The following is a 14,667-nucleotide window of genomic DNA, read 5'->3' on the forward strand; positions in this document are numbered from 1 at the left end:
CAAGCGCCGATAGGTGGAAACCCCATGCGCACAGTCATGTCAGCACGATGTCAGGCAGAGACAATGCGCGCTGTTTTTTTGTTTCAAAACAGCGCCTTTTCCTGCTTTCCTGGTCACGAGCCGGGGGCCCGGCGCGACAGCGGGGACGACCCCGGAAAGATCGAGCACAGCATGGCGCTACAGCATTTGACCGACGAGCAGGTGCAGACCTGGTCGCGCGCGCAGAAGGACGAGTGGTGGTTCAAGAACGTCTTCCGCGGCGACATGGCGCAGCTCTCGCTGCGCTCCGGCTTCACCGGCTTCATGCTGGGCGGCATCCTGGCGGCGACCTCGCTGTACATCGGCGGCAAGACCGGCATCAGCGTCGGCGTGGGGCTGACCTCGGTGATCCTGGCCTTCGCGATGTTCCGCATCTTCGCGACGCTGGGCTGGGCCTCGGACTACACGATCCTGGAGAACAACTGCACCCAGTCGATCGCGACGGCCGCGGGCTACGTGGTGTCGCCGCTGTTCTCGTCGCTGGCGGCCTACATGCTGGTGGTGGACCGCATCGTGCCATGGTGGCAGATGATCATCTGGATGGTCGTGATCGCCGTCCTGGGCGTGCTGGTGGCCTTCCCGATGAAGCGGCGCTTCATCAACGAGGACCAGCTCCCCTTCCCTGAAGGCCGCGCCTGCGGCGTGGTGCTGGATTCGCTGTACACCGGCGAAGGCGGCGAAGGCATCTACAAGGCCAAGCTGCTGGCCAAGGTCGCCGGCGCCGCCGCGCTGTACCAGGCCATCGTGAGCGACGGCTGGATGAAGCTGCTGCAGTTCAAGATCCTGCGCATGGACAAGTGGGCCGGCATGACCGAGCCCTGGACCTTCCACGAACGGCTGGACCAGTACTACTACGGCCTGGCCGTGAAGGCCGACATCTGGATCCCCAAGATCCTGGGCACCGACATCCGCGCGCTGGGCCTGCGCCTGACGCTGGATGCGGCGATGCTGGGCGTCGGCGGCCTGATGGGCATCGCGGTGGCGACGAGCTGCCTGCTGGGCGCCTTCGTCAACTTCGTGGTGCTGGCGCCGATCATGATCCAGGCCGGCGACATCGTGCAGCGCGTGGGCCCGACGGGCGCGCTGATCCCGATCTCGCGCGTGGAGATCGTCAACCAGTGGTCGATGTGGTGGGGCGTGGCGATGATGGTCGCGGGCTCGCTGACGACGCTGCTGGCCAAGCCCGACCTGTTCCTGGCGGTGTTCAAGGTCTTCAAGAAGAAGCCCGCGGGCCAGAGCGAAGGCAGCGACCTGCTGAATCACATCGAGGTGCCGCTGTGGATCTCCTACGTGGGCGTGCCGATCTTCGGCGTGCTGGCGGCGTGGACCTCGCATGCCTTCTTCGGCGTGCCCTTCCTGATGGCGCTGATCTCGCTGCCGCTGATCTTCGTGCTGACGGTGATCTGCACGAACTCGATGGCGCTGACCTCGTGGACGCCCACGGGCGCGCTGTCCAAGATCACGCAGTTCACGATGGGTGCCATCGACCGCTCCAACCCGGCGTCCAACCTGGTGCCGGCGGGCATGACCGCCGAGATCGCGTCGAACGCGGCCAATCTGCTGAGCGACATCAAGCCCGGCTACATGCTGGGCGGCAAGCCGCGCCACCAGGCGATCGGTCACATCATCGGCGTGGTGGCGGGCGTGCTGTTCTGCGTGCCGCTGTTCTTCCTGCTGTTCGTGCCGAAGAACGCCGACGGCGTGCGCACGACGGCGACGATCATCTCGGACCAGTTCTCGATGCCGGCCGCGGTGCAATGGCGCGGCGTGGCGGAGATCATCGCCAACGGCCTGCACAGCCTGCCGGCGTCGGCGCTGATCACGATGGCGATCGCGGCGATCTGCGCGGTGGCGATCGAGGTCATCAAGATGGCGACCAAGGGCAAGTTCCCGCTGTCGTCGGTGGCGATCGGCCTGGGCGTGGTGCTGCCGCCGGAGTCGACCTTCGCGATGTGGGTGGGCGCCATGATGTTCTTCATCATGGGCAAGGTCTACAAGACGCCGGGCACGAAGGGGTGGAAGCGCTGGGTGGACGGCTGCGAGCCGATCTGCGCGGGCCTGATCTCGGGCGCGGCGCTGATGGGCATCGGCAACGCGATCGTGAACGTGCTGATCTGAGGAAGCGCGTGAAGTTGAGCTAATCGAGAGTCGATCGGGAGTCGATCGAACAAGGATCGACTTCGAACCGTTCCACGGCCGCCGTTGACGGTGGATCGCGTGGCACAATTCGGGCCCTTCGGCAGGCGTGGGAACGCCTTCCAAGGGCCCGAAGTCGTTTCCGGACGTCGGGCGTCAGATCTACTGATTTCAGTCTGCCCGTAGCTCAACTGGATAGAGCAGCTGCCTTCTAAGCAGCAGGTCGGGGGTTCGAGTCCCTCCGGGCAGGCCACACATGCGCAGCCGGCCGTCGCCGGGCCTGCGCTGAGGCGTCGCTGTCGCGCACCTGAAAGCTCTTCCATTGCTTCGTTGCGGAGCGACATGCTGCAATCGTCGCGGCGCTGTCGCCGGCTGGAGCCACGGAGGAGATCCCTTGACCCCATTGACAACTATCCGATGCCTCGCGCTCGCAGCCCTGCTGAGCGCATCCCTCGTCGCCCGGGCCGAGCCCGAGATCCAGGTCGGGTTCTCGCCTGAAGGCTCGGCGCGGCAGCTCGTGCTGGAGACCATCGCCGGCGCGAAGGAACGCATCCAGATGCTGGGCTACGCCTTCCAGGCGCCGGACATCATGCAGGCGCTGGTCGACGCGAAGCGGCGCGGCGTGCAGGTCCAGGTGGTCGTGGACAAGAAGCGCAACCAGAACAAGCCGAGCCGCAAGGCGATGGACTTCGTGACGAGCCAGGGCGTGGAACTGCGCACCAATGACCATTTCCACATCCACCACGACAAGACGATCATCGTGGACGGGCACACGGTGGAGACGGGCTCGTTCAACTTCGCGCCCTCGGCGGAGACGCTCAACTCGGAGAACGTCGTCGTGATCCGCAATGCGCCGGAGATCGTCCGCCAGTACCTCGCGCACTGGCAGTCGCGCTGGGACCTCGGCAAGCCCTATGACGCGAAGTCGTTCCCGGAGAAGGCCGCTGCTCCGCCCGTGCCCTGAGCGGGGTCAGCCGGGTCAGCGCGGTCGGGCCCCGCGCGGGAAGATCCCGAGCAGCAGGATCCTGGTCGCCGGCAGGCGCACGCGGATCTGGTCGATCACGCGACGCACGCCGGCCGCGGTGACGGCGGGGTGGTGACGTCGATCGCCCGTCTGCTGCGCCGGAATCGTGCGATTCATGGGGCGCGAGCTTAGCGCCTGATACTGTGCCTGTCCGTTCCGATCCACGCCCTTCCCCGACGCCCCCGATGCTCCTGTCCGCGCTCCGCAAGTTCTTCAAGTTCCTCCTCTTCCTGCTGTTCGCCCTGACACTGCTGGCAATCTGGGGATTCGTGGTCGAGCCGCGCTGGGTCGCCCACCGCGAGATCGCCGTCGAGGTCCCCGGCTGGCGCGGCCCGCCGGGATTGAAAGTCGCGGTCGCCTCCGACTGGCACATCGCGCACGAGGTCAGGCACGTCATGACCATTCCGCGGGCGAACGCCATCGTCGACGCGATCAACGCCGCCAGGCCCGACGTCGTGCTGCTGCCCGGGGACTTCATCCATGGGCGCGGCGAGGACGGCACGACACCGGAGCAGGTCGCCGCTGTGCTTGGTCGGCTGAAGGCCCCGCGCGGGGTCTACGCGGTGCTCGGCAACCACGATTGGTGGACCGACGGGCCGCGCTTCCACCGCGCGCTGCGCGCGGCCGGCATCAAGGTCCTGCACAACGAGGCCGTGCCCCTGCCCGACTCGCCGGTCTGGGTCGTCGGCATTGGCGACCTGATGTCGGGCCAGAGCGATCCGGTCCGCGCCACGCGCCGCCTGCCCCCGGGCGCCCAGGCGCTGACGCTGATGCACGACCCCGCCAGCGTGCGCGAACTGCCCCCCCTGGCCGGGCTCACCGTGGCCGCGCATACGCACGGGGGTCAGGTCTGGATCCCCTTCGTCGGCTCCGCGGTCGCGCCGCACGGCTGGCCCAAGGACCAGACCCACGGCTGGGTCGACGTCGACGGCCGGCGGCTCTACATCACCAGCGGTCTGGGCGTCAGCATCTATCCGGTCCGCCTCAACATGCGGCCCGAGTGGGTGATGTTCACCATGAGCGATCGGTCTCGGCAATAGCTCAGCAATATCCCGGCAATCGCTCGGCGATCGCTCGACAAAATGGCCCGCGATTGAGGGACGCTCCATCGGCAATGCTGGCGCTAGCATCGTCCCCATGTGCTACAGCGCCCGTATCCGCCAGGAGTGGAAGACCTTCTGTGCCCGACTGGGCGTGAAGATCTCGCTGGCCGATTACATCGAGCTCTTCTGGGAACGCGCCGACGGCCGCAAGCTGCCTCTCCCCAAGACGATGGAGGCGATGTTCGCGAACCCCAGCACCGGGGATGAGCGCCGCGCCTGGGACGCCGTCGTCCGATACCGCGAGACGCGGACGGCGGAAGTGGAGCAGGAGCTTTTCGACCTGCGGCGCCGTGTCGCCGACGCCGAACGCAAGCTCGCCACGAAACCGACGAAGTCCGCCCAGGACAGCCGCCGCATCGCGATGAACAAGATCGATCAGCGCCTGCGCTGGCTCGGCGACCTGCGCCGCGATCTCCCCACCGAGGAGCAGGACGCCCGCATCTATCCCGGGTGGTACGTGCCGGTGATCGTCATGGAGAACGGCGAGCGCGTGCTCAAGCCGATGCGCTACCAGTGCCGCCCGGCGGGCAAGCCGGCCTTCTTCGACACCAAGTTCCCCGGCACCTACAACGCGCGGCGCGACAGCCTGTCCGGCTTCTGGAAGGGTCAGTTCGGCGTGAACCACGGCGTGATGGTCGCCGAGGCCTTCTTCGAAATCGTCGAGCGCGACGGGCGGAAGGTGGTGCTCGAGTTCCGACCCCAGGGGTTGGGCGACATGCTGGTGGCCTGCCTGTGGTCGCGCTGGGAATCGCCGGCAGCGGATGGCGAACCGGGCGAGCCGCCGCTCCTGTCCTTCGCGGCCATCACCGACGATCCGCCGCCTGAAATCGCGGCCACCGGGCACGACCGGTGCGTGATCCCGATCAAGGGAGCGAACCTGGACGCCTGGCTGGATCCGCGCGGCGATCTGGACGCCATGCAGCGCCTGCTCGACGACCGGGAGCGACCGTTCTTCGAGCACCGGCTCGCGGCCTGAATTCCGCTTCGCCCGCGTGATAGCCTCGCGCCCCATGTCCCAAGCGCCCAAAGAGCTCCAAGAATCCCAAGAGCCGCAAGAGCCGCAAGAGCCCCAGGAGCCTCACGAACCCACCGTCGACGACGTTCCCGCGCGCGCCTCGCTGCCCGAGGTCCTGCTGCTCGCCAGCGTCTTCGTCATCGCCGCCTGCGGCCTGGTCTACGAGCTGGCCGCCGGCGCGCTCGCGAGCTACCTGCTCGGCGACTCGGTCCTGCAGTTCTCGACCATCATCGGCGCCTACCTCTTCGCGATGGGCGTGGGTTCCTGGCTGTCGCGCTACATCGACCGGCAACTGGTCGCGCACTTCCTGCGCCTGGAACTGCTCGTCGGCGTCGTCGGCGGTCTGATGCCGGCCGCGCTCTTCACCGCGCACAGCCTGCTGCCGCCGTCCCAGGTCGCCGGCTTCCGCGTGCTGCTCTACGGACTGGTACTGCTCGTGGGCACGCTGGTCGGCCTGGAAATCCCGCTGGTGATGCGCATCCTCAAGCGCCACTTCCGCCAGCGCTACGCGCTCAAGGAGCTGGTGTCGCAGGTGCTCACCTTCGACTACCTCGGCGCGCTGCTGGTCGCCGTCGCCTTCCCGCTGCTGCTGGTGCCCAACCTCGGACTGGTGCGCACCGGCCTGTTCTTCGGGCTGCTGAACGTCGCCGTCGCGGTGTGGGCGCTGTGGCTGTTCCGCGCGGAACTGCGCAGTTGGCGGTCCCACGCCGTGACCTGCGCGGTCTCCATCGGGATCCTCGCCGCGGCCATGGCCGGCGCCGACCGGCTCAGCACCTGGGCCGAGGACCGCTTCTACGGCGAGCAGATCGTCTTCAAGGAAAGCAGCAACTACCAGCGCATCGTCGTCACGCAGGGCGCGGCGGGCACGCGGCTGTTCCTCAACGGCAACCTGCAGTTCCACTCGCGCGACGAGTACCGGTATCACGAGGCCCTGGTGCACCCTGCGATGGCCGCGCAGGGCGCGCCGCGCAAGGTGCTGGTGCTGGGCGGCGGCGACGGCATGGCCGTGCGCGAGATCCTGCGTTATCCGTCGGTCGAGCAGATCACGCTGGTCGAGCTCGACCCGCACATGACGACGCTGTTCTCGACCATGCCGCTGCTCAAGGGGCTCAACAAGGACGCGCTGCTGAGCCCGAAGCTGCGCATCGTCAACACGGACGCCTTCGCCTGGCTGGAGACGGCCGACGAGATCTTCGACGTCATCGTCATCGACTTCCCCGATCCAAGCAATTTCGCGCTCGGCAAGCTGTACACGGCCAGTCTCTACAAGATGGTCGACCAGCACCTCAGCGCCTCCGGCTACGCGGTGATCCAGTCGACCTCGCCGCTGGTGGCGCCGCGCGCGTTCTGGACCGTCGTCAACACGGTGGAGTCGGTCGGTCTGACCGCCACGCCGTACCACGCACATGTCCCGAGCTTCGGCGAATGGGGCTTCGTGCTGGCGAGCCGGCGACCCTGGTCGATGCCGCGCCAGCTGCCGGACGGTCTGCGTTTCCTGAGCCTGGACGGCATGCCCGCGCTGATGAGCTTCCCGACGGACATGGCGCGGCCGGAACACCTCGAAGTGAACCGGCTCTCCAACCAGGTGCTGGTCCACGAGTTCGAACGCGAATGGGGCAAGCTGCATTGAAGCGCCGCGACCTGCTGACGCGCACGCTGACGGCCTCGCTCGCGGCGTCGCTCGTGCCGATGCTGTCCGCATGCGGGCGCGAGGCGCGGCCGCTCGCCGACCGGCTGGCGGAGCGCCTTGCGGAACTCCCCGGCGGCTGGACCGGCGCGAACTGGGAACGCGGCCATCGGCTGCGAGGTGCCCTGCCCGTCTGGTCGGCGGCCACCGGCGCGCCCAGGCGCGCGCAGGTGCTGGTGCTCGGCGCGGGGATCGCGGGACTGGCCTGCGCGCGTCGGCTGCGGCTGCAAGGCGTCGATGTCGCGCTGCTGGATCTGGAGGACCGCCCCGGCGGCAACAGCCGCGGTCATCGAATCGGCGCGGGGCCTGCTCTAGGCGAAGGCCTGCGTTGCCCGCTCGGCGCGCATTACCTGCCGACACCGGGGCCGGAAGCGGTTGAGGTGCGGGCGCTGCTGGAAGACCTCGGCCTCGCGCGTCAGGAACACGGCAAGACCGTGTATGAGGAGCGCTGGCTCTGCCACAGCCCGCAGGAGCGGCTCTGGTGGCGGGACCAGTGGGTCGACGGCCTGCTGCCGCCGGCGGAGTCGCCGGACGTGCAGGCGCAGTACCGCCGATTCGGAGAGTTGGTCGACCAGGCGCGGCACGAGGTCGGCTTCGCGATGCCGAGCACCCACCACGCGTGGACGTCGGCGCATCAGGCGCTCGATGCCAAGACCTTCGCCGCGTGGCTCGACGAGCATCAACTGACCGCGGCGCCGCTGCGCTGGTACCTCGACTACTGCTGCCGCGACGACTACGGCGCCGATGCGACGCAGGTGTCCGCGTGGGCGGGGCTGCACTACTTCGGCAGCCGTCACGGCTTCATGAGCGGCGAGGAACGCGAAGCCGTGCTGACCTGGCCGCAAGGCAACGGCTGGTTGTCGGAACGTCTGGCCGCACCGCTGGCGGACGCCTTCCATGGTGGCCGCACGGCGCTGCGCGTGCGCGAGGAGCGCCACGGCGTGCGGGTGCTCGTCTGGAACGACAAGGAACAGGCTGCGGAGTGCTGGGAAGCCGATCAGGTCGTGATGGCGATGCCGCTGTTCATCGCGGCGCGGCTGCCCGAGCAACCACCGACCGCGTTGACGGAAGCCGCCGGCACCATGCGCTACGCGCCATGGCTGGTCGCGAACCTGCTGCTGGACGCGCCGCCGCTGGAGCGGCTCGGCGTGCCGATGTCCTGGGACAACGTTGCCTACGGCGGCGAGGCGCTGGGTTACGTCAACGCAAACCAGCAGGACCTCGATCCCAGCCGCGGCCCGATGGTGCTGACCGCTTACCGCTCGCTGCGCGAGTCTCAGCGCAAGGACTTGCTGCAGGACGACTGGCGCGCCTGGAGCGCCCACGTGCTCTCGGACATGGCGCCCCTGCATCCCGACCTGCCGGAGCGGCTGCAGCGCGCCGAGCTCATGCGTTACGGGCACGCGATGAGCATCCCGCATCCGGGACTGCGAGGATCGCAGGCGCTGGCCGCGCTGCGCGAGCAAGCGCACGGCCGGCTGCACTTCGCGCATGCGGACCTGGCAGGCTACTCGGTGTTCGAAGAGGCCTTCACGCAAGGTGAGACCGTGGCCGCCCGGTTTCTGGACAGGCGTCGCGGGAGCACTTGAGCGAGATCGCGCGCGCCTGGATTCACGGGAACACCGCGTCCACGCCCCGGTCCCGCATCATGCGCAGCAGCCTGAGCTCCGCGCCTTTGGGCTTGCCCAGCCCCTGCGCCCATCGACGAATGCGCCGATCCGTCGTGTTGAGCATGCGTGCCACTGAGTAGACGTTGCAAGAGGGCTGCCCCAGGATCGCCTGGAAGTCCTCCGGGGTCAGCGGCTCCGGGGGCAGCATGCCCGCATGCTCGATCCTCCTGGCCGCGTTGTCATCAAATGCGCCGCATGCGTGGAGTGCACGACTCAGGCGCAGCATCTCCAGCACCGTTTCGTTCTTCCTTTTCCTCATCACAGCTCAACTCCTTCAGTTCTTGATTGGTCACGGCCTCAGACAGGCTCGCCTCATTCATGCCGTTCAATTCACGCGCCATCTCCGCGCAAAGCAAACGCGTCCCCTCATCGACGTCATCCATCGCGTTTTTGGCGAAGCCCTTGATGAAGAACCACGGACCGCCGCGGCGATTGGCGACGAGCGCGCGATACCCGCCTCGCTTGCCAGCCCCGGATCGTGCGATCCGCTTCTTCACCAGTCCACTACCCAGATTTGCGTCTGATCAATCCCCGTGCCATTTCAGCCACAGCGCGGCACAGGTCGCGCTCGCTCAAGACCTGCTTGCTCATCCATCGGCGAAAGCCTTCCACCACGTACACCGATCCGATCACGTCGATCTCCGGCGAAACTGCGATGACGATCAGTGCGGCGTCCTGCGCTTGGGAATCTCGTCCTGAAGGAGGCCTTCTGTTGGGGGATCGAATGGACGCTCCGCGGACATGCCCTGCTCGATTCGGTCGTTGAGGTGACAGCGGTGAGCGCATTCCCTGCGCAGAATGTGCCCACCTTCGCCGTTCAAGGATTCTTCCGATGCCGCACGAGCTCGACCAAGCCATCCTCCTCGCCCCCGCCGGCGGCCACCGCTTCGCCGGCGCGACGAATCCGGCCTACGCCAACATGGTCGGACCGTTCGGCGGCACGACCGGCGCGGCGATGCTCAACGCCGCGCTGCTGCATTCAGAGCGCATCGGCGAGCCGATCGCGCTGACGATCAACTTCTGCAGCCCGCTCGCCGACGGCGCCTTCGAGGTCGAGGCCCGACCCGCCCGCACGAACCGGTCGACGCAGCATTGGGTGCTCGAGCTCACGCAGAACGGCGAGGTCGCCGCCACCGGCAGCGCCGTCTTCGCGCAGCGTCGCGAGACCTGGTCCGCCAAGGAGGCCGAACTGCCGGCGGACATCCCGCCCGCTTCCGAGCTCAAGCCGCTACCGAAGGTCGGCTTCCTGCCGGCCTGGGTCTCGCGCTATGACATGCGCTTCCTGCCCGGCTTCGCGCCGGGGCCGTTCGACGGCCAGGAGCAGCCGCATTCGATCAGCCGCTACTGGGTCCGCGACGAACCCGCGCGACCGATGGACTTCCCGTCCCTCGCCGCGATCTGCGACAGCTTCTTCCCGCGGATCTTCGTCCGCCGCCGCCAGCCCGGCGCGATCGGCACCGTCACGCTGACGACCTACTTCCATGCGGACTCGGTCATGCTCGCGCAACAGGGCGAGCGCCACGTGCTCGCGATGGCGAAGGCGCTCAACTTCCGCAACGGCTACTTCGACCAGACCGCCGAAGTCTGGAGCGACGACGGCCACATGCTGGCCAGCACGCACCAGATGGTCTATTTCAAGGCATGAGGGGCGACGTCGACTGCGTCGCCGCCGGACTCAACCGCCCGTGACCGGCGGGAAGAACGCCACTTCCGCGCCGTCCTCGACGGGCGTGTCCTCGGGCAGGATCTGCTGGTTCAGCGCGCAACGGATCGCGCGGCCGCGCGCCAACGCCTCCGCGTGCGCCGCATCGCTGGCAATCAGCGCGTCGCGGATCGAGCCCAGCGTCGCGCCGGCATGGTGGGCGAAGCGCTCGTCGGTCCCCAGGGCCTCGCGCAGCGAGGCGAAGTAGCGCACGGTGATCGTCATCTCGGGTCGATTCTCTCGGGTCGATTCGTCAGAACAGCTCGTTGAACGGAATGAAGCGCAAGACCTGACCCGGCGTCACCATGCTGCCCGGCGGCAGATCGATCAGTCCATCGGCCCAGGCCGCCGAGCTCATCACGCCCGAGCTCTGGTTGCCGAACAGCTGCAGTCCGCCCGCGTCGCTCAGCTTCGCGCGCAGGAACTCGCGGCGCTTGTCGGCCTTGGTCCAGGTGAACTCGGCCGGCAGCGGCAAGGCGCGCGGCACCAGCTGCGTCGCGCCCTGCATCCGCAGCAGCACCGGCCGCACGAACAGCAGGAAGGTGACGAAGCTCGACACCGGGTTGCCCGGCAGTCCGATGAACCAGGTGCGGCCGCCGGTGCTGGTCACCTCGCCGAACGCCAGCGGCTTGCCGGGCTTGATCGCGATCTGCCACAGGTCCAGCCGGCCTTCGCGTTCGAGCGCGGGCTTCAGGTGGTCTTCCTCGCCGACGGACACACCGCCGGAGCTGAGGATCAGGTCCGTGTCCTTCGACGCCTCGCGCAGCGCCGCGCGGGTCGCTTCCAGCGTGTCGGGCACGATACCGAGATCGCGCACCTCGCAGCCCATCGCCAGCAGCAGCGCGTGCAGCGTCGTGCGGTTGGAGTTGTAGATCTGGCCGGGGCCCAAAGGCTGGCCCGGCAGCACCAGTTCGTCGCCGGTCGAGAACAACGCGACGCGCGGGCGCGCCGCCACCGTCAGCGCCGCCGCACCGGCCGTCGCGGCCAAGCCCAGGGATGCCGCATTCAGACGCATGCCGGCGCTCAGCACGGGCTGACCGACGCGCAGGTCTTCGCCTCGACGGCGAATGTGGAGGCCCACCGTCAGCGGTCCGTTGATGCGCACCTGGCCGAGGCTTCCCGCCGCGCCTGCGGCATCGGCGATCGCCTCGCACTGCTCCTGCATGAGCACCGAGTCGGCGCCTTCGGGCACCGTCGCGCCGGTGAAGATCCGCGCCGCCGTGCCCGGCTGCAGCGGCTGGGGCACCGATCCCGCCGGCACGCGCTGCGACACGGGCAGCACCGTGCCCTCGCCGCCCAACGCGGCGACGTCGGCCGCGCGCATCGCGTAGCCGTCCATCGCGCTGTTGTCGTACGGCGGCACGTCCAGCGGGGACACCAGGTCCTGCGCCAGCACGCGGCCGCGCGCCAGCGGCGTGGTCACGGATTCGGTCCGACCCAGGGCCGTGACCTGCGAGAGCAGGCGCTCCAGCGCTTCTTCCATCGGCATCATCGGCGCGCGCGGTGCGCCTGCGCTGGCAGCAGCCGCTGGCGTTGCGGAAGCCGCGGCGGCACCCGGAGCGTGCTTCGCGTCAGACATGGTCGACGATGAACTGCTTGACCTGATCCACCGAGACCGGCATGACGCTCACCCGCTTCGGCCGCGATTCGAGGTCGTCCAGCGCGGCCGGACGCGGCGGCACGATGCCCAGCGCTTCCTCGATGGTGACGGCGAACTTCGCCGGCAGCGCCGTCTCCAGCACCAGCATGGGCACCCCCGGCTCGCGCTTCGCGAGCGCGACCTTCAGGCCATCGGCGGTGTGCGTGTCGATGACGACGCCGTACTGCTGGTGGCACAGCCGGATCGTCGCCACGCGGTCCTCATGCGTGCTGCGGCCGGAGACGAAGCCGTAGCGCTCGCCGATGCGGGCACGTTCTTCCGCCGTGATCTCGAAGAAGCCGTTCGAGGCCAGTTCCTCGCCGAACAGCCGATTCACGCGGTCGCCGTCGCGGTCCAGCAGGTCGAACACGAAACGCTCGAAGTTGCTCGCCTTGGAGATGTCCATCGACGGGCTGGAGGTCTCCAGCGTGTGCGCCGCGCCGCGCGGGCGGTAGACGCCGGTGCGGAAGAACTCGTCGAGCACGTCGTTCTCGTTGGTCGCGACGACCAGACGCTCGATGGGCAGGCCCATCATGCGCGCCACATGGCCCGCGCAGACGTTGCCGAAGTTGCCCGACGGGACGGTGAAGCTCACGCGCTCGCCGTCGGTCTTCGTCGCCTGGAAGTAGGCGGCGAAGTAGTAGACGACCTGCGCCAGCAGCCGCGCCCAGTTGATCGAGTTGACGGTACCGATGCGGTGACCGCGCTTGAACGCGAGGTCGTTCGAGACCGCCTTGACGATGTCCTGGCAGTCGTCGAACACGCCTTGCACGGCGATGTTGTGGATGTTGGGATCCTGCAGGCTGAACATCTGCGCCTGCTGGAACGGGCTCATGCGCCCGTGCGGGCTCAGCATGAAGACCTGGATGCCGGCCTTGCCGCGCATCGCGTACTCGGCGGCGCTGCCGGTGTCGCCGGAGGTGGCGCCCAGGATGTTGAGCGTCTCGCCGCGGCGCTGCAGCTCGTACTCGAACAGCTGACCGAGCAGCTGCATCGCCATGTCCTTGAACGCCAGCGTCGGACCGTTGGACAGCGCCACCAGCGCAAGGCCTGGCTCCAGCGGCTTCAGCGGCGTGATCTGCGGCGTGCCGAAGACCGCTTCCGTGTAGGTCCGGTGCGCGATCGCCTTCAGGTCGGCGGCGGGGATGTCGTCGATGTAGAGCGACAGGATTTCAAACGCCAGGTCGGCGTACGACAGGCCGCGCCAGCGCGCCAGCGTGGCGGCATCGATCTGCGGATACGAGGTCGGCAGATAGAGCCCGCCGTCGGGCGCCAGGCCCTCCAGCAGGATGTCGCAGAAGTGGCGCTCGCCCTGATCGCCTCGGGTGCTGAGGTATTTCACGCCAGCTCTTCCTTGCGCAACTTCACGATGGGCGCCAGCACCGTCGTCAGCGCCTGCATCTTCGCCAGCGCCTCGCTCATGCGGCCTTCCTGCGTGTCGTGCGTCAGGATGATCAGGTCGGTCTGGCTCTCACCTTCGGCCGACTCGCGCTGCAGCACCGCGTCGATGCTGATCTCGTGTTCGGCCAGGATGGTCGTGATGCTCGACAGCACGCCCGCCTGGTCCGCCACCCGCAGGCGCAGGTAGAACGCCGTCTGCACCTGCGCCATCGGCAGGATGGGGGTGTCGTTCATCGCGTCAGGCTGGAAGGCCAGGTGCGGCACGCGGTGGTCCGGATCGGCCGTGGCCAGGCGCGTGATGTCGACCAGGTCGGCGATCACCGCCGAGGCCGTCGGCTCCGCGCCCGCGCCCTTGCCGTAGTACAGCGTCGTGCCGACCGCGTCGGCCTGCACCAGCACCGCGTTCATCGCGCCTTCGACGTTGGCGATCAGTCGGCCCGCCGGGATCAGCGTCGGATGGACGCGCAGCTCGATGCCGTTCTCTCTTCTGCGCGCGATGCCCAGCAGCTTGATGCGATAACCCAGTTGCTCCGCGTACTTGATGTCGGTCGCCTGCAGTGCCGTGATGCCCTCGACATGCGCCTGCTCGAACTGCACCGGGATCCCGAACGCGATCGCGCCCATGATCGTGGCCTTGTGCGCGGCGTCCACGCCCTCGATGTCGAAGGTCGGATCGGCCTCGGCATAACCCAGCCGCTGCGCCTCCTTCAGCACCGTCGCGAAGTCCAGTCCCTTGGAGCGCATCTCCGACAGGATGAAGTTGGTCGTGCCGTTGATGATCCCGGCGATCCACTCGATGCGGTTGGCCGTCAGACCTTCGCGCAGCGCCTTGATGATGGGGATGCCGCCGGCCACCGCCGCCTCGAAGGCGACCATCACGCCCTGCTCGCGCGCCGCGGCGAAGATCTCGCTGCCATGCACCGCCAGCAGCGCCTTGTTGGCCGTCACCACATGCTTGCCGGCCTTGATCGCGTCCAGCACCAGCGTGCGCGCGATGCCGTAGCCGCCGATCAGCTCCACGACGATGTCGATCTCCGGATTGGCGATCACCTCGCGCGCGTCGGACACCACCGTGCAGGCGTCGCCGACGATGCTGCGCGCGCGCTCCACGTCCAGATCGGCCACCATCGCGATCTCGATGCCGCGGCCGGCGCGTCCACGGATCTCTTCCTGGTTGCGGCGCAGCACCTGGAAGGTGCCGCTGCCGACGGTGCCAATGCCTAGCAGGCCAACTTTGATCGGGTTCATCGT

At 68.1% G+C, this 14,667-nt stretch carries 14 protein-coding genes and 1 tRNA gene; 8 read left to right on the plus strand and 7 right to left on the minus strand.

The window, feature by feature from the left end; genetic code table 11:
- Positions 1–171 precede the first annotated feature (171 nt).
- The 3 genes from PV762_RS18080 (at position 172) to PV762_RS18090 (ending at position 3,139) form a co-directional block, all read left to right on the plus strand.
- Positions 172–2,157: an OPT family oligopeptide transporter gene (locus tag PV762_RS18080; RefSeq protein WP_421036393.1), complete on the plus strand. Its 1,986-nt coding sequence runs from the start codon at positions 172–174 to the stop codon at positions 2,155–2,157.
- A gap of 194 nt (positions 2,158–2,351) precedes the next feature.
- Positions 2,352–2,428, plus strand: a tRNA-Arg gene (locus PV762_RS18085).
- Positions 2,429–2,569: 141 nt separating this feature from the next.
- Positions 2,570–3,139, plus strand: coding sequence for a phospholipase D family protein (locus tag PV762_RS18090; protein WP_421036394.1), 570 nt, complete (start codon positions 2,570–2,572; stop codon positions 3,137–3,139).
- A 15-nt stretch (positions 3,140–3,154) separates the two neighbouring features.
- Here the strand turns inward: PV762_RS18090 and PV762_RS18095 are convergent, their stop codons facing one another.
- Positions 3,155–3,316, minus strand: a complete 162-nt coding sequence (locus tag PV762_RS18095; protein WP_421036395.1) for a hypothetical protein — start codon at positions 3,314–3,316, stop codon at positions 3,155–3,157.
- A 68-nt stretch (positions 3,317–3,384) separates the two neighbouring features.
- Here PV762_RS18095 and PV762_RS18100 point away from each other — a divergent pair, with 68 nt between their 5' ends.
- The 4 genes from PV762_RS18100 (at position 3,385) to PV762_RS18115 (ending at position 8,593) form a co-directional block, all read left to right on the plus strand.
- Complete coding sequence (locus tag PV762_RS18100; RefSeq protein ID WP_421036396.1) at positions 3,385–4,239, plus strand: metallophosphoesterase; 855 nt, start codon at positions 3,385–3,387, stop codon at positions 4,237–4,239.
- 97 nt (positions 4,240–4,336) lie between these two features.
- Positions 4,337–5,278: an SOS response-associated peptidase family protein gene (locus tag PV762_RS18105; protein ID WP_421036397.1), complete on the plus strand. Its 942-nt coding sequence runs from the start codon at positions 4,337–4,339 to the stop codon at positions 5,276–5,278.
- A 34-nt stretch (positions 5,279–5,312) separates the two neighbouring features.
- Complete coding sequence (locus tag PV762_RS18110) at positions 5,313–6,947, plus strand: polyamine aminopropyltransferase (protein ID WP_421036398.1); 1,635 nt, start codon at positions 5,313–5,315, stop codon at positions 6,945–6,947.
- Positions 6,929–8,593, plus strand: coding sequence for a flavin monoamine oxidase family protein (locus tag PV762_RS18115; RefSeq protein ID WP_421036399.1), 1,665 nt, complete (start codon positions 6,929–6,931; stop codon positions 8,591–8,593). The genes PV762_RS18110 and PV762_RS18115 overlap by 19 nt, the downstream gene beginning before the upstream one ends.
- Positions 8,594–8,615: 22 nt before the next feature.
- On the opposite strand, the gene PV762_RS18120 is transcribed toward PV762_RS18115, so the two are convergent.
- A complete protein-coding gene (locus PV762_RS18120; RefSeq protein WP_421036400.1) occupies positions 8,616–8,822 on the minus strand; it encodes a helix-turn-helix domain-containing protein in 207 nt (68 codons plus the stop codon).
- A gap of 34 nt (positions 8,823–8,856) precedes the next feature.
- Positions 8,857–9,186 (minus strand): type II toxin-antitoxin system RelE/ParE family toxin, encoded by a 330-nt coding sequence (locus PV762_RS18125; protein WP_421036644.1) that lies wholly within the window; start codon positions 9,184–9,186, stop codon positions 8,857–8,859.
- A 320-nt stretch (positions 9,187–9,506) separates the two neighbouring features.
- Between PV762_RS18125 and PV762_RS18130 the strand changes: the two genes are divergently transcribed.
- Positions 9,507–10,319: a thioesterase family protein gene (locus PV762_RS18130; RefSeq protein WP_421036401.1), complete on the plus strand. Its 813-nt coding sequence runs from the start codon at positions 9,507–9,509 to the stop codon at positions 10,317–10,319.
- Between the two features lie 30 nt (positions 10,320–10,349).
- Here PV762_RS18130 and PV762_RS18135 read toward each other — a convergent pair whose 3' ends face one another.
- The 4 genes from PV762_RS18135 to PV762_RS18150 all read right to left on the minus strand — a co-directional run bounded on the left by PV762_RS18135 (position 10,350) and on the right by PV762_RS18150 (position 14,664).
- On the minus strand, positions 10,350–10,601 hold the full coding sequence (locus PV762_RS18135) for a MoaD/ThiS family protein (protein ID WP_421036402.1): 252 nt from the start codon (positions 10,599–10,601) through the stop codon (positions 10,350–10,352).
- A 28-nt stretch (positions 10,602–10,629) separates the two neighbouring features.
- Positions 10,630–11,868, minus strand: coding sequence for a gephyrin-like molybdotransferase Glp (gene glp, locus PV762_RS18140; RefSeq protein ID WP_421036645.1), 1,239 nt, complete (start codon positions 11,866–11,868; stop codon positions 10,630–10,632).
- A gap of 79 nt (positions 11,869–11,947) precedes the next feature.
- Positions 11,948–13,357: a threonine synthase gene (gene thrC, locus PV762_RS18145; RefSeq protein WP_421036403.1), complete on the minus strand. Its 1,410-nt coding sequence runs from the start codon at positions 13,355–13,357 to the stop codon at positions 11,948–11,950.
- On the minus strand, positions 13,354–14,664 hold the full coding sequence (locus tag PV762_RS18150) for a homoserine dehydrogenase (RefSeq protein WP_421036404.1): 1,311 nt from the start codon (positions 14,662–14,664) through the stop codon (positions 13,354–13,356). Before PV762_RS18150 ends, thrC begins: the two co-directional genes overlap by 4 nt.
- Positions 14,665–14,667: the final 3 nt, after the last annotated feature.

Origin of the sequence: Mitsuaria sp. CC2, from assembly GCF_048957715.1 — a bacterium.
Lineage (GTDB): Bacteria > Pseudomonadota > Gammaproteobacteria > Burkholderiales > Burkholderiaceae_C > Roseateles.